The organism is Micromonospora sp. CNZ297, from assembly GCF_007827625.1.
Map to the genome: position 1 here is coordinate 508,518 of NZ_VISU01000001.1, position 22,268 is coordinate 530,785.

At 73.8% G+C, this 22,268-nt stretch carries 13 protein-coding genes; all 13 read right to left on the reverse strand.

Features of this window, described 5'->3' with window-relative positions:
- Positions 1 to 12: 12 nt before the first annotated feature.
- Positions 13 to 2,493: a hypothetical protein gene (locus FB454_RS02275; RefSeq protein ID WP_145822365.1), complete on the reverse strand. Its 2,481-nt coding sequence runs from the start codon at positions 2,491 to 2,493 to the stop codon at positions 13 to 15.
- A gap of 1 nt (position 2,494) precedes the next feature.
- Entirely contained in the window at positions 2,495 to 3,130 is a 636-nt protein-coding gene (locus FB454_RS02280; protein ID WP_174361720.1) for a helix-turn-helix transcriptional regulator, read from the reverse strand.
- Between the two features lie 119 nt (positions 3,131 to 3,249).
- On the reverse strand, positions 3,250 to 3,549 hold the full coding sequence (locus tag FB454_RS02285; RefSeq protein ID WP_369752305.1) for a YbaB/EbfC family nucleoid-associated protein: 300 nt from the start codon (positions 3,547 to 3,549) through the stop codon (positions 3,250 to 3,252).
- 50 nt (positions 3,550 to 3,599) lie between these two features.
- The gene (locus tag FB454_RS02290; RefSeq protein ID WP_486485388.1) at positions 3,600 to 6,887 is read right to left on the reverse strand and encodes a right-handed parallel beta-helix repeat-containing protein; all 3,288 of its coding nucleotides are present in this window, start codon (positions 6,885 to 6,887) and stop codon (positions 3,600 to 3,602) included.
- A gap of 4 nt (positions 6,888 to 6,891) precedes the next feature.
- Complete coding sequence (locus FB454_RS02295; protein WP_145822366.1) at positions 6,892 to 9,927, reverse strand: hypothetical protein; 3,036 nt, start codon at positions 9,925 to 9,927, stop codon at positions 6,892 to 6,894.
- Between the two features lie 7 nt (positions 9,928 to 9,934).
- Positions 9,935 to 11,290: a type VII secretion protein EccB gene (gene eccB / locus FB454_RS02300; RefSeq protein WP_145822367.1), complete on the reverse strand. Its 1,356-nt coding sequence runs from the start codon at positions 11,288 to 11,290 to the stop codon at positions 9,935 to 9,937.
- A 6-nt stretch (positions 11,291 to 11,296) separates the two neighbouring features.
- Complete coding sequence (gene eccD / locus FB454_RS02305; protein WP_145822368.1) at positions 11,297 to 12,706, reverse strand: type VII secretion integral membrane protein EccD; 1,410 nt, start codon at positions 12,704 to 12,706, stop codon at positions 11,297 to 11,299.
- 13 nt (positions 12,707 to 12,719) lie between these two features.
- Positions 12,720 to 16,679, reverse strand: coding sequence for a type VII secretion protein EccCa (gene eccCa / locus FB454_RS02310; protein ID WP_013476339.1), 3,960 nt, complete (start codon positions 16,677 to 16,679; stop codon positions 12,720 to 12,722).
- On the reverse strand, positions 16,676 to 17,074 hold the full coding sequence (locus FB454_RS02315) for a hypothetical protein (protein ID WP_013286984.1): 399 nt from the start codon (positions 17,072 to 17,074) through the stop codon (positions 16,676 to 16,678). Before FB454_RS02315 ends, eccCa begins: the two co-directional genes overlap by 4 nt.
- Before the next feature lie 2 nt (positions 17,075 to 17,076).
- On the reverse strand, positions 17,077 to 20,376 hold the full coding sequence (locus FB454_RS02320) for a hypothetical protein (RefSeq protein ID WP_145822369.1): 3,300 nt from the start codon (positions 20,374 to 20,376) through the stop codon (positions 17,077 to 17,079).
- A gap of 42 nt (positions 20,377 to 20,418) precedes the next feature.
- Positions 20,419 to 21,258 carry a hypothetical protein gene (locus FB454_RS02325; protein WP_145822370.1) on the reverse strand — a complete coding sequence of 280 codons (840 nt, stop codon included), beginning with the start codon at positions 21,256 to 21,258 and terminating at the stop codon, positions 20,419 to 20,421.
- Positions 21,259 to 21,390: 132 nt separating this feature from the next.
- Positions 21,391 to 21,693, reverse strand: coding sequence for a WXG100 family type VII secretion target (locus tag FB454_RS02330; protein ID WP_013286988.1), 303 nt, complete (start codon positions 21,691 to 21,693; stop codon positions 21,391 to 21,393).
- A gap of 37 nt (positions 21,694 to 21,730) precedes the next feature.
- Positions 21,731 to 22,051, reverse strand: a complete 321-nt coding sequence (locus tag FB454_RS02335) for a WXG100 family type VII secretion target (protein ID WP_013286989.1) — start codon at positions 22,049 to 22,051, stop codon at positions 21,731 to 21,733.
- Between the last annotated feature and the right edge of the window lie 217 nt (positions 22,052 to 22,268).

Genomic DNA, 22,268 nt, shown 5'->3' on the forward strand with positions numbered 1-22,268 from the left:
CGGTACAGCGCCTCAGCGCAGCCCGGGAACGCCCGTGAACCGGCGTGCGGCGGCCGCCGGGACCGGCGTACCCGGGCCGGTGCGGCGCACGAGGTGCTGGCGCAGGGCGGCCAGGGCGAGGGCGTCGAAGCGTACCCGCCCGTCCACGGGCGGCTCCTCCACCGCCAGTTCCCGCAACAGCAGCCGGGCGGGTGCACCGGCCTCGGGCTCCTGCACCTGGAGCACCGTGAACGCCGTACCGGGGAGGAACAGCACCCGGGCGGGCACGCCGTCGCCGGTCTCGAACGCCGCCGTGCGCCGCGCGGTCGCCGACCAGATCAGCACCTCGACCGTGCCCGGCAGGTCGGCGGGCGGCTCGGCGAGGGCGTTGGTGAACCCCCAGTCGGTGAGCACCCGCCGCTGCGCGATCCTGCGCAGGTCCGCGGTGGTCAGCCCGGCGCCTGCGTACGCGACGCCGCGGTGCACGGGCAGCCGGCGTACGCCCGCTGACACGCACCTGGCGAACGGCACGTGTCCGCCCGGCTCGGCGGACCGCAGCGCCTGGTCGAGGCCGTCGCCCGCGGCCGAGAGGTAGAGGCGGACGGCTGTCGCGTACTCCACCGCGTCGGCGCCGCCGGCGAGCGCCGGATGCGCGGCGAGCACGTCCGCCACGTCGGCGGAGACTGCGGCGATCTCGCGGCGGAACGCGCGCCGGAACCAGGTCCGCTCCTCGTCCAGGTCGGGGCCGGGGCGTACGCCCCGCGCGTCGTCGCCGGGGGTGCGCTGGAAGCGGACGGGCGCCGGTGCGGGGCGGTGCACCGGCAGCGTCATCGTCGGGCTGGTCGCCCAGCCCGCGCCGCCGTCGAGCACCGGCCCGGCCACGTCGGGCGCCGCCGCCTCCGGCGGGTTCGCGTCCGGCCCGATGCCGTCGAGCCCGGCCGCGTGAGGCCCAGCCGCGTGAGGCCCAGCCACCTCCGACCCGACAACGCTCAGCCCGGCCCCGGGAAGCCCGGCCGCGTCCGGCCCGGCACCGTGAGGCCTGGTCGCTTCTGCCCCCGGGCCGGGAAGCCCGGAGCCGTCCGGCAGGGTCGTTTCCGGCAGGGCGGCGGGACCGGCGACTGCGGGAACGGTCGCGGCCACCTCGCCGGCCGACGGTGCGGGCGGGCCGGCCACGGCGACGGGCACCGGCTCCGGGACGGGCGCCGGCACCGACGGCGCGGGGAGCAGGTCGGCGGCGTGACCCGTCGTGTGCCGGTACGTCCCGGCCTCGATCCCGCGCGCCGAGAGCCCTGGGCGTCCCGGCGCTACGAGCGAGGACGGCTGCACCGCCGCGCGCCTGCGGGTCGCCGGGTCCAGCCGGGCCGCCAGGTCACCGGCCAGTTCCCGGTGACGGTCGGCAGCGGCCGGCGCCGGGTCGTCCACGACCAGCCGGACGCGGTTCGGGTCCATCGGCACCGCGCGGATCCGGTCGGCGTGGCGGGGCGGCTCCGGGGCGCGCAGCCAGAGGCCGGACGGGATCACCTCGACCACCGCGTCGTGGGCGTACTGGTAGACGCGCGGGCCGACCGGCTCGCCGAGTTCCGGCGGCGCGCGGTGACGCAGGATGCGCGGCGTCACCGCCTTCGCCCCCAGCGTCTCCCGGGGACGGTAGGCCAGCTCCTCGGCGAAGACCTGCCAGCCGGGCCGCCCGTCGGCGTCGACAGTGAACATGGCCGGGCCGTCGGGCCGGCCGCTGGGCACGCCGGTGAAGACGCGCACCGGGCTGCGCAGCAGGTCGGCCAGCGCCTGCCCGAACTGCTCGCCGTCGGGCAGCGCGACCGGGCCGTACTGGACGAAGCGGGCGTGCTCGCGGCCCTCGGGCGCCAGGCCGCGCCAGAACCGGGCGATGTCGTCCAGGCGCAGCGGCGCCGTGCCGGGGCAGCCCACCAGGACCGGCATGGCGTCCGGCAGGCACGGCATCGTCGAGGTGAGGTGGCTTCCGTGCACGGCGACTGCGGCCTCGTCGCGGCTCTCCCGGAGCCAGACACCGCCGGGCAGCGGCTCGGCGGCACAGGTCGAGCTGATCGTCAGGTGGTCGACGGCGGCGCCGTCCCAGGCCGGTACGGGATAGCGCTTCGACTGCCAGACCGGCGTGTGGCCGCGCCGGTAGCAGACCCAGCCGCCGAGATCGGTGGCGTGCACGAACAGCAGTCCCGCCGCACCCGGGATCATCCGTCCGAACGGGGCGATCACCGGCCGGCCCAGCCGGTCGGAGAGCCACTGGCCGGCGAGCGCCCCGGTCTCCGGGCGGGCGCCGCAGACGACCAGCCGGATGCCCCGGCGCAGGCGTTGCCGGCGCAGCTCGGTCGCGACCGTGTCCCAGATGTCGAACGGCAGTTCGTGTTGCAGGTCCAGGATCACGATGTCGTTGTCGGGATCCCGGTCCACCGACAGCGCGACCGTACGGGCCTCCGTGCTGATCCGCTCGCTGGCGTGCAGCACCAGGGCGTTGCCGACGGTGTGGCGCGTGATCACCTCAGATCATGCCGGAGCGCAGGGCGTAGGCCACCGCGTGCGAGCGGTTGCGCAGCTTCAGCCGGTGGTTGAGGCCGTAGATGACGTTCTTCACAGTGCGTTCGGAGTAGCGCAGCTCGTCGGCGATCTCGTTGGTGTCGAAGCCCTCGGCCATCAGCCGCAGCACGTCGATCTCGCGCGCGGTCAGGCCGGAGGCGTTGAGCCCGTTGGGGTTGAGCACGTCGCGCTGGAGCCGTTCGATGTGCTTGAGCAGCTCGCCCACCAGGTTCGGGGGCAGCACGCCGCCGCCGGAGGCGGCCGCCCGGACACTGTGCACGAGGCGTTCGGCGGTGACCGCCACGCGCGGCAGGACCGCCACCACCCGGCACTCCACAGCGGTCAGCAGCTCCTGCTCGCTGACCTCGGTCGTGATCAGGACGACCGGGGCGCCGATCTCGGTCGCCGCGAGGCGCAGCATGGCGATCACGTCGGTGGTGAGCCGCTCCGCGGCGACGACGAGCACCTGCGCCCGCGTCCGGTCCGCGCTCTCCAGCAGCGTGATGTCGGAGCGCGACCGGAGGTGGGCGGTCAGGCCGGTGTGGGTCAGCGGGTCGGGCGCGTGCACAAAGACGGCAACTTGCTCCACAGCCATCTCCATCACTGTCAGTAGGGGCTGACAGTCTCATGGAGAGTCCTTCAAGAAATCTCCACACTCTCTTTCCTGATGGCGTCGAGCCGTGAAGATCTGCACATAACCGCTGGTCAGACTTTTTTCAGTCAGTGAAGATTGATTTCGACGGGGCCCATCTTCTCCGTCGCGAGCTTCCCGGCGTTCGCGGCGGCGGCCTGGATCGCCTCCATGATCGCCGTCTGCAACGACGCTGCGTCACGCTGCTCGTACACCCGTGGGTCGACCCGGACGGCCTGGACCTTGCCCAGGCCGCTGGCCATGACCACCACAGTGGCGTCCTGGGAGCGGCCGGTGACGATCGCCCGCTCCAGCTCCGACTGCGCGTTGCGCATCTGGTCCTCCAGGCGCTGCGCGTTCTCCATGAACTCCTGGAACGAGGGTGGGATCGGCGTGGACTCGGGCTGCATGCCGGGCCTTTCTGTGTGTGGGCGGGTGGTCAGCCGACGGCGGCCAGGCCGCCGAGCCGCTCGCCGGCCGCCGGGCCGGGCGCGGCCAGGTCGGCGAGCGCGAGGGTACGGGAGCCGGTGCGCCGGGTCAGCGCGAGCGAGAACTGGTGGGCGGCGTGGACTGTGCGCTCGGGCAGCCGGCCGGTCATCTGCGTCAGCGCGGCCCGGACGTCGTCGGGCACCTCATGACCCCGCCGCACCAGGTGCCGCAGCACGACGGTGGCCAGCTCGTCGGTGCTGAACTCGGGCACCGACCACTGCTGGCCGAACACCTCGTTCACCGCCGGCACCGCGGTCCGCAGGCTCGCCAAGGCCGCCTCCTCGCCGGTCAGCACCACCACCGGATCGCCGAGCCGGGAACGCATCCGGCTCACGAGCGCCTCGGCGATCTCCGGCGCGACGCCCGAGGAGTCGTCGACGTAGTCGAGCTGGAGCACGCCCCCGGCCGCGTCGTCGAGGACCGCGTCCACCAGGCTCCCGGCCTGGCCGGGCCACTGCGGCGCCAGTTCCCGGCTCGTGCTCACCCGCACCAGCTGGCCGACCGGCACCAGGCCCAGCTCCGACAGGCATGCCGCGTACAGCCGGGCGTACTCGCTGCGGCCGCTCCCGGCCCGGCCGCCGAGCAGCACGTTGCCGGTGCGGCCGGGGCCGCGCCGGCGGTTGCGTCCCTCGCAGAGCTGCAACAGCGTCTGCCCGGCCGCCTCCTTGACGCGCTGCCCGCCGACCAGGCCGCAGATCCGCTTCCAGCTGCGGGCCGCGTTGATCGCGCCGGTCGGGTCGGTCGCCGCGTCGGGCTGCTCGCCCTGCTCGACCGGCAGGTCCTCCAGCAGCGCCAGCTCGGGTTCGACGTCGGCGGCGGTGAGCCGGTTGAGTTCGCTGTCCTTCGTGGGCGGCGTGGTCGCCAGGCGCGACGCCTGGTTGTTGATCAGCGCCTCGAACAGCTTGCGGGCCACCCGGCCGTTGCCGAACGTCGCGTTCTTCGGCACCCGCGTGAAGTACGCGGTGAGCGCGTCCACCGCGTCGTCGGTCAGCTCGTAGTAGTGCTTGCTGACCAGGTTCGAGGTGATGGTGACGAGCTCCTCGACGGAGTAGTTCGGGAACTCGACGGTACGGGTGAAGCGGGACGCCATACCCGGGTTGGAGGCGAGGAACTGCTCCATCAGCTCGGAGTAGCCCGCGACGATCACCACCAGCTCGTCGCGGTGGTCCTCCATCATCTTCATCAGCGCGTCGATGGCCTCCTGACCGAAGTCCGGCCCGGAGCCGCCCGAGCCGCTGGACAGCGTGTACGCCTCGTCGATGAAGAGCACGCCGCCGAGCGCCTTGGTGACCAGCTCGGTCGTCTTGATCGCCGTGGAGCCGATGTACTGGCCCACCAGGTCGGCCCGCGCCGCCTCGACCATGTGGCCCTTGGACAGGATGCCCAGCTCCTTGAGCACCGAGCCGTACAGGCGGGCCACAGTGGTCTTACCGGTGCCGGGCGGGCCGGCGAAGACCAGGTGCCGGCTCATCGGCGGCATCGGCAGGCCCATCTGGAGCCGGACCTGCGACATCTTGATCAGGTTGATCAGCGCGGTGACCTCCTGCTTCACCCCGCGCAGACCGATCAGCCCGTTCAACTCGCGAAGCGGCTCGCTCAGCTCGTCCGCGCCGCTCTCCGCCGCCGTACCCTCGTCGCCGGCCACCGGGACCGGCGCGGCGGACGGCGGACCGGCGGGCGCCGGGGTGGCCTGCGGGCGGCCCACGGTCAGCGCCTCGGTCGTCACCGTGGCGCCGGGCCCGCGGCGGACGTCCTCGCCGCCGCTGTCGCGCACCACGCACCGGGTCAGCGCCACCGGCTCCACGGTGTCCACGCCGATGCCGGCCCCGCCGCTGCCGAACACCTCCCCGTCGCTCACCGACCCACGGGAGCCCGCCTCGAAGACGATCCCGTCGGCCCGGGCGTCGCGCACCCGGGTCTGCGTGACGGTCGCCGACCCGGTGACCCGCAGGCCGTCGCGGGCCGCGCCGACGATCTCGCTGTCGCCGAGCTGGAGCGTCCCCTCGGCCAGCACGCCCGCACCCCGCAGCAGGGACGCGCGCAGCGTCAGGTCGGCGCCGGCGCCCACCCGGACGCAGGCCACGCCGGTTCCGGTGAGGCGGGCCTCGTGCACGACGCCCCGCGCCGGGCCGGTCAGCGCGAGCGCTGTCGCCTCGCCCGCGTCCACCACCAGGTCGGTGCCCTCCAGCGAGGCGCCGTCCTGGACCAGCACCCCGCCGCCCGTGGTGATCTCGGCGCGCAGCCGCTGGAGCACGACAGCCGACTCACCGGTGAGCACGGCGACGTTGTCGCGCGTGCCCCGCACGGTCAGCCCGAGGAAGCGGGGCGAGCCGCCGGTGACGGCGACCCCGACCGGCGCGTCCTGGACCGTGCAGTCGGTGAAGGTCGGGCGGCCGCCGCCGAGCACCTGCACGGCGGTGTGCCCGGCACCGCCGAACGTGCAGTTGCGGAACGATGGCGACGCGCCCTCGGCGATGTGCGCCGACTGCACCGCGGCGCCGGTGAACGTCGAGTCGCTGATCTGCACGTCGCCTTCGCCGCGCACGAAGACGTCGACGTTGCCGCTGCCGGTGACGGCCAGGCCGCGGATGCGCGCCCAGGCGCGCTGCTCGACCACGAGGGCGGGCTTGCCGGCCCCGGTGATCTCGCACTGCTCGATCGTGAGCCGGGCGTCGCCGCCGGCACACACGCTGTTCGCGCCGGCCGTGCGCAGGCGGCAGCGGCGCAGCGTCAGGGCGCTCTGCTCCCCCACCACGACGCTGCTCGTGGCGACGTCGTGGACGTCGGTGTCCTCGATCGTGCTCGACCCGGCCGACATCACCACCACGCCCGCGCCCGCCGAGCTGGTCACGTCGCAGCCACGCAGCGCGACGGTGCCCTGCATCCGGGCCAGCAGCGTCACCCAGGAGGCGCCGCTGACCCGGCAGTCGTCGAGCGCCACCTCGCCCGCGTACACGTCTACCGCCGCCAGCGTCGTGTCGGCGCTGCTGAGCGTGATGCCGCGCAGCTGGGCGCCCTCACCGCGTACGACGAGGACGCTGCCCTCCTCCACGTGCACCTCGACGGTGCCGGGCCGGGCCGCGCTGATCGTCACCCGGTCACCGACCACGAGCTTCTCGACGTACCGGCCGGGGTGGACGTCGATAGTGGCGCCGGGCTCGGCCCGGGACAGCGCGGAGCCGATCGTCGGATAGGAGCCCGGCTTCCGGTCGCCCACCACAAGAACCTGCCGACTCACCGCGTCATCCCTTCCGGTCCAGCCCGGGCAGCACCCGCAGGCGCCCGCGGGCCGCCGCGCCGATGCGTACCCGGGGCTCGGCCGTGGCCCAGCGGTCCACGCTGCGCCGCAGCGACGTGATCGCCAGCTCGTCGAGCGACACCCGGTTGGAGTCGACCCGGCCGGTGTCGTCGATCTCGTTGGCGCCGATCTCCCGCAGCAGGACCGCGCCGCGCTCACCCTCGGCGGGCCGGCGCAGGTCCAGCACCTTGAAGTTCGTACCGGGCAGGAACAGCACCCGGTCCTCGACGTGCTCGTCCCCCTCCGGCTCCAGCAGGCTGGTCCGGCGGGCGGTCATCGACCAGATCAGCACGTCGGTGTCGCCGTCCTCGGACGCGCACGGCTGGGTCAGCGCGTTGACGAAGCTCCAGTCGGTCACCAGCCGCCGGTCCTGGTAGAGCGCCCACTCCCCGGCGGTCGGCGACAGCCGGTAGACGGTGGTGCCCCGGAACGACGGCATCCGGGAGACACCGGCCACCACGCAACGCGCGAACGGCACGTGCGGCCCCTTGCGGCCGGAGCGCAGACCCGCGTCGACACCCGGTCCGCGACCGGCCAGATAGAGCCGCAGCGCTACCGAGTCGGCGAGCACGTCCTCGGTGGACACGCCCGAGCCCTGCATGCCCGGGTGCTCGGACATGATCCGGGACACCGAGCTGGCCATCACGTCGAACTCGCGGCTGAGCGTGCGGCGCAGCCATGCGCGCTCGTCGGCGAGCCCCTTCTTCTCCGACAGCAGCGCGCCCGCGCCGGCCGAGGGCACCGGCTGCACCCGCGCCTCGGCGGCCACCTCCGACGGTTCGGCGTTCTCCGACGGCGTGGCGGCGTTCGACGGCTCGGCCTGTCCGTCGGGCTCGGCGGTCCGCGCGGGCGCGGCCACGTGCGACGGACCGGCTCCGGCGGGCGGAGCGGGCGGCAGGTCGACCGCGACGGCAGGCAGCGACGGCAGGGCCGCGACCGGCGCCGCCGGCCCGGCCGCCACCGGCGGCGTCGCGAGCGCCTGGCCGAAACCGGCGGGCATGGTCGGCGGCGCCGGCTCGCCGAAGCCCGCCGGCATGGTGGGCGGCGCGGGGTACGTGTCCTGTCCGGCGTCCTCGACGGGTGCCGCCGAGGGCCCGCTCCCGGAGTCGGCGGCGACCACCGGTCCGCCGGCGGCGCCAGGCCCGGCAGGTGCGGCGGGCGTGACCGGCTCACCGGCGGCGATCGGCGGCGTGGGTGCGGACACCACCACGGGCACCACCGGCGGTGCCGTCGGCAGTGGCACAGCAGGTGGAGGCGGCAGCTCTGACACGACCGGCGGCGCAGGCGGTGCGGGCAGCTCGGAGACGAGCGGCACGGCGGGCGGTTCCGGCAGCTCCGCCACGACCGACGGCGCAGGCGGCTCGGAGACGACCGGAGGCGCTGCCGGGAGCGGCACCGCGGGCGGAGCCGGGAGCGCGGACACGAGCGGCACCACGGGCGGAGCCGGCAACTCGGACGCGAGCGGCGCGACCGGAGGCGGCGGCAGTGCGGGCGCGACCGGAAGCGGCACCACGGGCGGTGCGGCCGGCTGCTCCCGGCCGGCGGGGAGGGGCGGGACCGGCGCGGGAACGGCGACCACCACACTGTCCGCCGCGGGCGGTGCGACAGGCGCGGGCGGGGCGACCTCCACGTACGCGGGCACCGGCACGGTCGCGCCCACCGCCCGCATCTCGGTCTCCAGGTCGATGACCACCTCGGCCCGGCTGGCCGGTTTCGCGCCGGGCACCAGCACCGACGCGGGCATCAGCGCGCGGCTCGTACCGGCCATGCCGTCGACGCGTGCGGCCAGGTCGAGCGCCAGCTCCCGCATCCGGTGGGCGGTGGAGTGGACGGTGTCGTCGAAGACGAGCGTGCCGCTGCCCGCGCCGAGCATCGCGGACCGGACCTGCTCGGCGTTCTTCGGCTCGGCGGTGGAGCGTACCCAGAGGCCGGTCTGCACCACCTCGACCACCGCGCCGGGGGCGAACCAGTAGACCCGGGGCGCGACCTCCTCGGCGCCGGCCAGCGGCGGACGGTGGCTGAGCACAGTGGGGCGGCGGGCCCGCGAGTTGGGGTGCGCCCGGGGCGTGTAGGACAGTTCGAGCGCGTACGGCGCCCAGCCGAACGCCCCGTCCGGCAGCACGGTACGGATCTCGTACCGGTGCGGGCTGCCGATCGGCACGCCGGTGTAGCAGGTGACGTCGGTGTTCAGCAGGTCGGCGAGCGCCTGGCCGAACGCCTCGCCCTCGGGGATCCGGACCTCGCCGAACTGCACGAAGCGCACCCGCTGGCGGTTCTCCTCGTCGAGTCCGCGCCAGAAGCGCACCACGTCGTCGAGCGACAGCGGCGGCGTGCCGGGGCAGCCCAGCAGCACGGTCATCGTCTCCGCCTGGCAGGGCACGTACGCGGTGAGCCGCTGCCGTTGCGGGTCGACCACCTGTGGGTCGCGGTTGCTGTGGATCCAGACCCCGGCCGGGATCGGCTCGATCTCGGCGGTGGCGCTGGACGGCCGGGTGTCGATCGCGGCCCGGTCCCATCGCGGCGTCGGGTAGCGCTTGGCGTCCCAGGCGGGCGGACGGCCGGGCCGGAACCGCACCCAGCCGCTGCCCGGTGCGGAGTGGACGAACAGCGTTCCGGCGGAGCCGCGTACCAGGTCGCCGTCCGGGGCGATGACGGTGCGGTTGAGGCGTTCGGAGAGCCACTGACCGGCCATCGCCGCGGAGTTGCCGTGCCGGCCGCAGGCGATGAGCCGGATGCCGCGGCGGCGGCGCGGCAGCACCCCGGCCATCGCCTCCCACGCGCTGATCGGCATGCCGTCGCCGAGGTCGAGCACGACGACGTCGTTCTCCGCGTCCTCGATCACGGACAGCGCCAGCGACTGGGCCTCGGGACTGATGGCGTCCTCGGCGTGCACCACGAGGGCGTTGCCGACGGTGTGCTGGACGACGCCCTCGGGACGGTCCTTGCCGCCGCCGAACAGGTCCCGGATCCGGGTTGCCATGATCGACCTACCCCACTTCTGCGGCCGCGAGGGCCCTCATGCCCAGCGCCGGGCCCTGGGGCACCAGCGCGAGCAGCTCCCTCGGGAAGGGAACGTTCACGACCCGGTCGAGCTTCAGCGCCCGTACCGCGTCCTGGTCGCCGATCGGGTACGCCTTTCCGTCGTCCGCGATGTACGTGGGCAGGGGTTGCGCCGCACCGGGACCGACCGGCGCCGGGAGCACCGCCATGCCGCTGCCGGGCGCCAGGAGCACCGTCGTGCGGCCGTCGGGGCGGACGCCGGAGCGGGCCAGCGGGACGAGCACCGCGGTGCTGTCGAACCGCGTCCCGTCCACCGCGCTCTGGCGCAGGCACAGCGCGTACGGGCCGGGTTCCTGCGGGGTGAGGCCGGTCAGGTCGGGCAGCCGGGTGAGCAGCGACCGGTCGGCCGACATCCGGGCCGCGGCGAGGTCGGCGGCGCTCAGCTCCACCGGCTCCTCCCCGGAGGTGGCGGTGGCCAGCAGGAACTCGGTACGGCTCAGCGGCGCGAGGCCGTCGCGGCGCAGCACCAGCAGTTGCTCCGCGCCGGTGTCGGGCCGCTGCCGGAACAGCGTGCCGATCGGGTACGAGCGGTCGCCGACCCGTCCGGAGCGGCCCTCGCCGGGGATCGTGGCCGGCGCCAGGTCCGGTCCGTCGGGCAGGAAGTCGAGCCAGTCCTGCGGGGCGGGCACCTTGCGGGTGGTGGTGGCGCCGAGCGCGGCGAGCACCGCCGGGTCGGCCACCCGGTGCCTGCGGCCGGCGGTCACCAGGTAGGTGGGTCCGTCGGCGGCGCGGACGACGGCGAAGCGGTCGGCCGGCAGCGGGACGGCCTCGGCGCGCGGGTCGAGGTTGAGGCCGAGGCGGTCGCCGGGTTCGTCGGCGACCGAGCCGGGCAGGCAGGCCAGCCACGGGCCGGCGACCATCGACCCGGTGGCGACCGACTGCGGGGCGCCGTCGATGCCGATCGACGGTCCGCGCGGAACGTCCTTGATCGACTCCTTGGAGATCAGCTTCACGGTTGCGCCGCTGCCCTGGATCAGCATGGCCGAGGTCAGGTTCGGCGTCGGGCGCAGCACGCCGTCGAGGTAGACGTACCGGTTGCCGCTCTCCTTCTCCACCAGGATCACACCGCTCTTGGTGTACGCCTTGCTGCCGCCCGGGACGATCCAGCCGTAGACGGCGAACCCGGCCACGACCAGGACGCTGATGAGCACGCCGAAGGCCAGGCCGGTGACGGCGCGCTGCCCGGGAATCTCCGCCGTGGACGGGTCGCCCTGCACCAGGGCGGAACTCAACCGGCCCATCATGAACTGGTGGGCGTGGACGTGGTCGCGCTGGGTCTGCACCGCCGGCTACCCGAAGAGTCCGCGGGCCCAGGCGTAGAGCCCCAGCACCTGGGCGAGCACCGGCAGCACGACCAGGCCGGTCGCGACGTCCAGCCCGCCGGCGGTGTACTCCCAGAACGGCAGCATGCGCCGCGGCCACGGCCGCAGCGCGGCCATCACCAGCGGCACCAGAAGGGCGACGAGCCCGCCGAGCAGGACGTACCGGCCGGTCGGGGCGAGCTTGTCGGAGAACATCAGGGCCACCATGAGGTAGCCGACGGTACCGGCCGCCACCAGGGCGACCCGCTGCCAGAACCCGAAGAAGGTACGCGAGCGCAACAGGATTGCACTCGATGTCACGAGCACGAGTGTCCACCCGGACCAGCCCGGCACCCGCATCGTGTGGTGCATCAGCACCGGCAGGACCAGGGCGGACGCGGTCATGCAGGCGGTCAGGTAGGTGTCCGCCTCGTCCGCGCGCGACTTGACCAGGTCGGAGTCCTCCGGCTCGATGTCGTACGACATGTCGGCGCCGGTCTTGGGCAGCTGCGGTCCGCGCAGCCGGGCCAGCTTCACCGCCGCCCGGGGCGCGATCACGATCAGCACCAGGATCACCGACACGGCCACCGCGGAGACCTGCGGCGCGGTGAGCGCGAAGCCGTCACCGGCCAGCAGCACGAGCACCACCATCGCGGCGGTCAGCGCGACGATCAGCAGCGGGGCAAACGGCATGACCGGCGTGACCGTACGCTGCGCGATCAGCAGGAACGCGGTCACCGCGACGACCGCGACGGCGGCGGCCAGCCCGGCGGCGGCGGTCCAGGCCACGCCGTCCGGGTCGCCGTCGACGGCGCTGGACGCGGCGACGGCCGCGAAGAACGCCGCGCCGCCGCCGAACAGCAGCGGGAACGCGCCGTCGGTCTGCTGGCGGGCGCTGACGATCGCCGCGGTGAACAGCCCGGCCGCGAGCACCGCGCCGGCGATCACCTGGGGCAGCACCGGCCCCCGGTCCACGAGTACGGCGGCGATCAGGCCCATCGCCACCAGGGAGAGGACGAGGAACAGCACCCGGCGGTACTCCGGCTGCCACCTGTCGGCCCGCCGGTTGACCACAGTGGCGACGCCCTCGGCCAGGTCGTCGAAGTCGAGTTCGGGCAGCGGGTCCTGTGCCAGGCGCAGGTGCAGTTCCTCACCCTCCAGCCAGTCCAGGCTCTCCGGCGTGCCGGACAGCTCGAACGGCGGCTGGCCGAGGCGTTGCAGCACCCACGACTCGTCGGGCACCTCGCCGTCGGGCACCCGGGCCACGTCGGTGGTGTGCCGCACCAGCAGCGGCATCAGGTTCGCCACCGGCATCCGGGCCGGCACGGCCAGGTCGGCCCGGCGGGCCGGCCCGATCACCGTGATCCGGCACAGTTGGTCGTTCAGCGCTGCGGTCACCAGCGAGCCTCTCTCATCGGGCCGTGTCCGACACGAAACCGGTCTGCATCAGGCGTACGCCGCGCCGGGTGACGAGCTGGGCGCGCCCGGGCGGCAGTTGACGGGGCTTCGCCTCGCCGAGGAACTTGCCCTCCTCCTTGGGGTAGGAGAAGAGCGTCGCGGGCGTGCCCAGCTCCCACATCCGCCGGATCACCGGGTCCATCATGGCCCGCATCGCGCCGGAGGTGCTCCGCGCGACGATCACGTGCAGGCCGATGTAGGCGCCCTGGGCCAGCAGCGGCAGGAGCGGGTCGAGCGTCGAGCCCATCCCGGTGCTCTTGGTCATCAGGTCGTAGTCGTCGACGATGACGAACAGCTCCGGCCCCTCCCACCAGTCGCGCTTGCGCATCCGCTCGGACGAGACGTCCGCCCCGGGCATCCGCCGGTTCATCGAGACCGACGCCTGGCCGGCCAGCTCGTGCATCTTGTCACCGGTGAACGCGAAGCCCACCTGGTACGCGGCGCCGATCGCGGTGTCCAGGTCTCGGCGCGAGTCGCCGAGCACGACCTTCGCCCGCTCCGGCGGGTAGTGCTGCTGGATGGACCGCAGCACGAGCCGCAGCAGGTTGGTCTTGCCGGTCTCGCTGTCACCGAGGACCAGCATGTGCGGGGTGGTCATGAAGTCGTGCCAGACCGGGGCGAGACGCTGCTCGTCCTGGCCGATGACGAACTTGAAGTCGGACTCGGGCGGCGGCAGCGTCTCGACCATCAGGTGCGCCGGAAGCATCCGTACCGGCGGGGCGGCCGGGCCGGGCCAGAACGTGCCGATCTCCTCGACCACCGACTTGGTGGCCTCGGCCAGGTCGCCCACCTCGGAGCTGCCGTCCATCCGGGGCAGCGCGGCCAGGAAGTGCAGCGCTCCCGCGGTGAGGCCGCGGCCGACCTGGTTGGGCACGGTGGCCGCCTTGCGGGAGCCGTGCTCGGACTCCATCGCGTCGCCGAGCCGCAGCTCCAGCTTCGTGCCGAGCAGGTCCCGCATCCAGGTACGCAGCTCCGACCAGCGGGTCGCGGTGACGATCACGTGCACGCCGAAGGACAGGCCCCGCGAGGCGAGTTCCTGGAACTTCTGCTCCAGTTCCTGGAAGTCCTGCTTCATCGTGTACCAGCCGTCGATGACCAGGAAGACGTGCCCGAAGCCGTCCTCGATCACCCCGTCGGCGACCTTGGCCAGGTAGCTGGTCATGGAGTCGAGGCCGTGCCGCGCGAACTCGGCCTCGCGCCTCTCCATGACCTGGAGGACCTCCTCGACCGTCCGGACGACGCGGTCGCGTTCCATCCGGGTCGCGATCGAGCCGACGTGCGGCAGGCCGGCGATCGAGGCGAGACCACCGCCGCCGAAGTCCAGGCCGTAGAACTGCACCTCGCGCGGCGTGTTCGCCAGCGACAGCGCCAGGATCAGGCTGCGCAGCAGCGTCGACTTGCCGCTCTGCGGGGCACCCGCGATGCCGACGTGGCCGTCCGCGCCGTTCAGGTCGACCACCAGCAGCTCGCGCAGCTGCTCGGCGGGCCGGTCCACCACGCCCACCGGCACCCGCAGGCCGCCCTGGACGGCCGGGTCGTCGATGGTCATGCCGCGTACCGGGTCGGGCAGCACACTCGGCATGAGCGAGTCCAGGCTGGGCGCGCTGGACAGCGGCGGCAGCCAGACCTGGCGGGCCGGTGGGCCCGAGCCGGCGAGCCGGTCCAGCAGCACCTCGACCAGGCTCGGCCCGTTCGCGTCGGCGGCGGGCTCCTCGACCTGCTCGGCCGGGCGCTCCGGCCCGGGGTCGTGGCGCACCGCGACCTGCCGGGTGGTGAACGGCACCACGTCCGCGGTGGGCTCGTCCCCGGCGTCCGCGACGCCGCCGCGGCGTCCACTTCCGGTGTACGCGCCGGAGACGTACGCCGCCTTGAAGCGCACCAGGTTCGTGGTGTCCACCTTCAGGTAGCCGTTGCCGGGCTCGGGCGGCAGCTCGTACGCCGCGCCCACGCCGATCACCGACCGCGACTCCATCGAGGAGAACGTGCGCAGCGCCAGCCGGTACGACAGGTGTCCCTCGACCCGGTTGATCCGCCCCTCGTCCAGGCGCTGGGAGGCGAGCAGCAGGTGCACGCCGAGCGACCGGCCGAGCCGGCCGATGGACACGAACAGGTCCATGAACTCGCTCTTGCTGGACAGCAGCTCGCTGAACTCGTCCACGATGATCAGCAGCACCGGGAAGGGCACGAGCTGGGCGCCGTTGCCGCGCGCCTTCTCGTAGTCGAACAGCGAGGCGTAACCGCTCGCGCGCAGCATCTCCTGCCGCCGGGTCATCTCGCCGTTCAGCGCGTCCTGCATCCGGTCGACCAGCGGCAGCTCGTCGGCCAGGTTGGTGATCACCGCCGAGGTGTGCGGCAGCTTGTCCATGCCGAGGAAGGTGGCGCCGCCCTTGAAGTCGACCAGCACCAGGTTGAGGATCTCCGAGCTGTGCGTCGCGGCCAGGCCGCAGACGAGGGTACGCAGCAGCTCCGACTTGCCCGAGCCGGTGGCGCCGATGAGCAGGCCGTGCGGCCCCATGCCGCCCTGCGCGGACTCCTTCAGGTCCAGCTCGATGACCTCGCCCTCCTCGGTGACGCCGATCGGCACCATGAGGCGGTTGCGTTGCGGTGTCCGGGTACGCCACAGGGCCTGCACGTCGAAGGTCATGGCGTCGCGGATGCCGAGCAGCGTGGTCAGTTCGAAGCTGGTGTCCAGCGGCTCGTCGGAGACCTCCAGCGTGCCGCTGGTCCGCTTCGGCGCGATGATGCGGGCGAGCGCCTCGCACTGGGTCTGGTCCAGGCCGTCCCGCTTGGCCGAGCCGGTCGTGGCGCCGGCCGGGAACTCCACGACGTCGTCGGTGACTGTCAGCCGCAGCACCTTGGGGCCGCCGGGCATCGCGCCGGTCAGGTCGAGCAGCACCACGTTGCGGATGCCCGCGCCGAGCAGGCGGGAGCTGTCCGGCAGGTCCACCAGATGCGCGACGATGACCAGGAACGGCTCGCTGGTGGTCGGCCTGACGGCCCGGTCGTGGTCGCCCCGGTCGGTGATCTCCGGGCCGAGCATGTCCATCAGCGCGTCGTGGCTGCCGGCGAACATCCGGACCGGACCCGCCGCGTCGTACGCGGTGGGGTGCGCGTTGTGCGGCAGCCACTTGACCCACTCCCACGGGCCCCGGTGCACCTCGGCGGCGAGCACCGCGATCCGCAGCTCGTCCGGGGCGTGGAACGTGGCGAGCTGCGCCACCATGGCGCGGGCCAGGTCGATCGCCGGGTCGATCGCGCCCTCGAACTCGACGCTGGTGAAGCTCGGCAGGCCGACGGAGGTGGGGATGCCGGACACCGTCCGGTACGCCTCGGAGAACCGCCGCAGCGAGATCGACGACAGCGGTTCGAGGTCCTCGATCGGCTTGGTGGACGGCGGGTTGAACTTCAGCATCGCGGTCTGCCGGCCGAGACCGATCCGGACCCGGCCGAAGTCGTCGTGGCTGGGCCGGCGCTCCCACAGCCGGCTGCCCATCGCGATCGACCACAGCCAGCCCGGCTGCGGGTTGTTCCACAGCACGTGGCGGCGCTGCTGGTCGGCCGCCTCGCGGGCCTGCTTGCGCAACTGCCCGATGTAGCGGAGGAAGTCGCGCCGCTCGCCGCGCATCTTGCGCTTGCGCTCGGCGGCCGCCCGGCCGATCTGCATGACGCCCATGAGCAGCATGCCGCCGGCCATCGCGCCGCCCATCACGTACATCACGGGGGTGCGGTTGTAGAGGCCGAACATGGCAAGCATCGCGCCCATGCCGAGGCCCATCGGCACGACCATCGCGAACGAGCGGAAGTCGAGCGGGGCCTCCTCCGCCATCAGCGGCGGCTCCTGGAGCTCGATCGAGCCTTCCGGCGCCTCCGGGCCGGGCGCGCGGGGCGGGCGCTTGACGGTGACCGTACTCATCCGATCGTCCCCGCGTCGGCGCCGTCGCCGCCCCAGACGGTGCGCTCCTGGCGCAGCAGCTTCACCGCGTAGCGGTCGTTGCGGTAGCGCTCGGCCACCTTGACGTCGTCGTCCTCCTCGGCCTGGCGCTTCTTCTCCTTCTCCGCCCGCTCCTCCTCGTCCCTGCGGCGTCGCTCCTGCTCGGCCCAGAACGCCTCGGCGCGGGCGGCCGCCGCCTTCTCCTCCTCGGCCAGCGACGTCGTGAACTCGGCGTCGCTGACGCCGGGCTCGCCGCACCGGCGCATCTTCTCCAGGTCGGCGCTGAAGAAGTCGAACGTGCCGCCGGCCGGCCGGGGCGCCTTCGCGGGCGTGACCCGCCGCCACACGGCGCGCGGGGGCTGCGGTGTCTCCGACATGGTCACCCTTCCCTGCCGTCGTCCGCTGACGTACCGGTCAGCCAGTCCGCGTCGCTGAGGTCGTCCCAGTCGGTCGTGTCGTCCGGGTCGTCGTCCGGCCGGACCAGCGGAACGTGGTCGTCGGCGGCCGGCGGGGCGCGGTCACCGCCCCAGACGGCGTCGTCCTCGCGCAGGCCGGCGGCGGGCTCCCGGTCGGCGCCGGGCTCGCGGTCGTCGTCGCGATCGGAGCGACCCCGGACCGTACCGACGCGGGCCGGGTCGTCGGGGTCCGCGCCGGGCGTCGCGCGACCGGAGGGCTGCGGGCCGGGACCGGCGAGTCCGGCCACGGCGGCGGCGCCGGCCAGGCCGAGTGCGCCGGGGACGGCGACGGCAACCTCACCGTCGGCCACGGCAGCGGCGACGCCGGCCTTCCGGTGCGTCCCCTCCGGACTGCCGCCTCCCGGCGAGACCGACGGGTTCGACTGCGCGGGCGGGTTCGGCTGCCCGGCCGGGTTCGGCGTGGCCGTCTGGGCGGATGGGTTCGGCACCGGGCCGGGCTGGGCGGGCAGGCTCGGCTGCCCTGGCTGGCCCGGGTGGCCGACGATCACCGGAGCCGCCACGACACCGCCGACCGCCGGGGACAGGTCGACCACAGTCGGCACCTCCACCGCCGTCGGCGGTGCGATCACCTCGGGTACGGGTGCACCCGGCGACGTACCGCCGGTGCCGGACACGGGCGCTGCCGGAACGTCCGGCGCGGCCGGTTCCTCGACGGCGGCCTCCGGCACACCCGGATCCGGACCGGCCGGCGGACCGTCCGGACCCGCTTGCGCGCCCGGCACACCGGTGACCGGCACGGAACCGTCGAGGTCCGCCGTGCCGCCCCCCGGCCCCGGCTGCGGGCCGGACACGTCGGCGACCGGCGCGGATCCGTCAAGGCCTGCGCCACCGGCCGTCGTGCCGTCGCCCGCCTCCGGCGCGAAGTCACCCGGTCCGGCCGGGGTCCAGTCGGTCTCGTCCGGCCGGATCAGGCCGGACGCGTCGGGCGCGGTCCGGGGCGCGGTCCCGGCGGGTGCGTTGCCGCCCGGCGGGCCGGCCACCGGCGGCACCACACCCGCGATCGGCGGCGTCGCACCGGCGATCAGCGGCGCGGAGGGAGGCGGCTCCACCAGCCCGGTGCCGCCCGCACCTGCGCCCGCGGGCGCCTGCGGTCCTGCGGCGTCGGGGGTCGACGGGCGCCAGTCGTCGATGTCCGCCTCGATCAGCCCGGAGGCGTCGGGTGCGTCCGGCACGCCCCCGCCGGGCGTGCCCGCGCCGGCGCCCGGCGCGCCCGGCGCGCCGGGCATCATCGGCATGGCGGCTCCGGGCGGCGCCGCCGCGACCGGCGAGTCGACGCCGACGCCCGGGGCCACGGGCGGGCCGGCGGGGATCTGCGGACCGTCGACGCCGAGCCCGTCGCCACCGGCCGGCGCACCGGCCGACCCGTCCGGCACGCCCGCGTCCACGCCCACCGGTCCCCAGGTCTTGGGGTCGCCGCTGACGAGTCCCCGGGCGTCGGGCGACTCGGCCCCCGCGGGGTTGTTGGCTCCGCCCGCGGGCCCCGGCATGCCGGGCACGGCCGGCATCGGGGCACCCAGCCCGGCACCGCCGGACGAGGCGCCGGCCGGTGCGCCGGGAACCTGCACACCGTCGAACCCGGGTGACCGCCAGTCCGCCTCGTCGCCCTCCACCAGGCCCTTGGCGTCCGGCGCCTCGGGGACACCGGAGCCGCCACCGGCACCGGCACCGGGCGCGCCCGCGCCGGGCATGCCCGGCATCATCGGCGACTGGAAGCCACCGCCACCGGGCTCGGCGCCACCGGGGGCGGCCGGGATGTCCACACCGCCGACGGCGCCGGGGGCGAAGTCGTCGCTGTTGCCGAGCAGCCCGTTCGCGTCCGGCTTCTCCGGCAGTCCGGGGCTGCCGCCCGCGCCGGGGCCGGCGCCGCCGGGCGGGCCGAATCCCGGGATGCTCGGCGCGGTGAACCCGCCGCCTGGCTTGCCGATGCCGGTTCCCGTGCCCGTGCCCGCCCCGGGCTTCGGGCCGCCCACCTCACCCGGCCCGGAGAACGACGGCGGCTTGACCGAGCCGGCGCCGCCCGCCCCGCCACCGAGGTTGGCCGAGCCGGGCGGCTTGACGCCCGGCGGTACGACACCGGAACCGAGCCCGCCAGGCAGGCCGCCCCCACCCGGTACGCCGACGCCCGGGAAGCCGACGCCCCCCGGGCCGTTGATGCCCGGCGCGTCGAATCCGGGCAGCCCGCTGCCGCCGCCGGGGGTGGGACCGCCGATCTCGCCGGGGCCTGAGAACGACGGCGGGGTGACGCCGCCCGGCCCCTGGCCGGAGCCCGGACCACCGATGCCGGCCAGGTTCGGGGGCGTGATGGTGGGCACTGTGATGTTCGGCGGCGTGGTGAACCCCGGCGTGGTGATGCCGCCGACGGGTGGCGGGGTGAACCCCGGCGGGGTCAGTGTCGGCGGGGGTGTGAGGTTCGGCGTCGTGAGGTTCGGCGTCGTGAAGTTCGGCATCGTCGGCGTGGTGATGCTGGGCGTCGGCATGGTGATGCCGGACGTCCCCGCCTTGTCGGTGGTCATCTTGTACTGCTCGGCGACCGTGTGGACGACATCGGCCATCTGCTGGGCCATCGGCTTCTCGTACTCGGTGCCGCTGATCGGCACCGGACCGCTGCCGCTGCCGACGCCGTTCTGGGAGGCGATCGTCGCCCAGGCGCCGTCCAGGTAGGAGATCGTCTGCTGGGCCCAGGAGAGGTGGTTGGCGGCGTCGTAGAGCTGCGACGGCAGCGACGTGACGTTGGTCGAGGAGTTGATGCTGTTGGCCGCCGTGGTGGAGTCCGGAACCGCGCCGCCGGCGAGGTGCTCGGCCTGCTTGCCGAGCAGGTCGGCGTAGAAGTTCATCTTGTCCCGGAACCCGTTGGCCGCCGGACCCTTCCACGCCTTGTCGTCGCCGACCATCGAGGCGACGGCGGTGCGGATGGTCTGTTCGAGCCAGATCAGCAGGTCCTGCGTCGCCTGGAAGGCCCGGGCGGCCTCGACCACCGACCCCACGTTGACGCGGCCGGCCGCGTACTTCAGGCCCTCCTCGCTGAACACCGCGGCGCCGCCGTTGACCGAGGCCATGAGCTTGCGCCAGCCCCGGGTCTCGGTCGCCCAGGTCCGGTAGTCGTACAGGTCGCCGACGGGGATCACCTTCGGGGGGAAGGTTCCTTCCGGCTCCGCCGGGTCGTTCCACCCGTCGAGCTTGGTGTCGCCGAGACCGTTTCCCATGCCCCGTCCCTCTTCGCGAGCTGCCGGACCTGTCCGCCCGCGTCAGTTGCCGTCGGTCTTGATGATCTTCTGGCCGTAGGTGCTCAGGTTGTCCAGGCCCTTGAAGGAGTCACCCATGATCTCGCCGAGCTTGTCGGTGGTCAGCGCGTTGAGTTCTTCGAGGTTCCGGTAGTCCGCGGCCATCTTCAGCAGGGCGGTCTGCACCGCGAGGAGGGCGGTGTTCATGTTGACGAGCATGTCCTTCATGTCGCCCTTGACGCCGCCGTCCTGGGCCGTCGCCCCGACGACCGCCTGCCGCAGCACCTCGGCCCGGGCGAAGGCACCGGGACGCGGGTCGATCGCGCCCACCTGGTCAGCCGTGGTGAGCAGGATGTTCCCGGCACCGGTGATCTTGCCCAGGATCTCCTTGGCGAACCACTCCAGCGCGGCGGTGTTCACCGCGACCCCGCTGGTCGAGGCGGTGTCACCCTTGAACGTCGGGTTGATTGTCGGCGGGGTGAAGCCCGAGTTCGTCGGGGTCTTATCCTCGTCGATCCAGTCGGACTTGTCGGTGAACGCGGGCGGCGTCACGTTCGACGGGTCGGTGATCTTGTCCTTGTACGTCTTGACGAGGTTCCGCCAGCCGTCGGTGTCGAGGATGTTCTTGTCGTACCACTCGCGGGCCTCGATCCACTCCGGATGCTCGGCGCGGACCTCGTCCTTCCACCGCTCGTAGTTCACCCCGGTGCGGTTGTTCTGGTGCTTGTTGTAGAAGGCCATCCAGGAGTCGTACGCCGCCTGGGTGGTGCCCTCCGGCTTTCCGATGGCGGCGTCGCCCATGCCGTAGGCGTTCATCGCGCTGATGGCTTTGTCGTTGGGGTATCCCCAGTCAATGCGGGCCAAGGAGCTCACTCCACTCGGGTGTCGACGGCGGAACGCTGGCACAGACCCCAGCGGCCCGGGTCGTCTAGCTCACCGGGCCGGGGACGGACGACGCCGGCCGCCACGCCGCGTCCGCGGCGGCCGTCCGGCGGTTCAGCCGCCGCGGACGTCGTTCCAGATCATGGCGTGACGCTGCTCGGTGGTGCCGTAGTTGTCCGAGATCTGCAGCAGCGTCATGCGGGCCTGCTCCAGGTAGCCGACCATCGAGTCGGCCGCCTGGTTCCAGGCCAGCTTCGAGACCTTGTACTGCTCCTGGGCGGCACCGGTCCACTGGGCGAGGCTGGCCTCGACAGTGCGCTCCATCTCCTCCAGCGACGACTGGATCTGGCCGTTGATGCGGTTCATGTCGGTCAGCACGGCGTCTGCCTGCACGAAGTCGAAGGTGTAGTTGGACACGTCAGTCCTCTCGGGAGGTCGGGGGTCGGGGTACGGCTCAGATGCCCGGCAGGGCGGCGCCGAAGGAGTTGGCCACGCTCGACGCCTCGTCCTCGGCCGTCTGGTAGCCCTTGGTGGTCACGCCCATGACCTCGAGCATGTTCAGCAGCTCGTTGATCACCCGCTGGAACGCGTTCTCCCAGTTGTCCATCGCCTGGTTGAAGCCCTGCGACGCCTGGCCGGTCCAGGAGGAGATCAGGATGGCCATCTGCCCGTTCACGGCCCGCAGCTGGCCGGTGAAGGCGGTGGCCTTGTCGGAGAACTCCTGGGCAGCCCGCTGCATACCCTCTTCGGTGGTACTGACGGTCGGCATCGTCACGGCCGGACTCCTCATGTCAGGGAAAGGTGGCAGGGAAGAGTGTTGATCCGCGGCCGCGCCCCGCGGCAACCCGGTCGCGCCACCATGTCCGAACGTCACCCAACATTGCACGGCAGCGCCCCCGCAACCGCCGCCACCGGCCGACAGCCCGGGAAGAGTGGTTGCACTTTCATGCACTGATCCCCGGCCGGAGTTCCGGCGCGACGGTCGTGGCGTC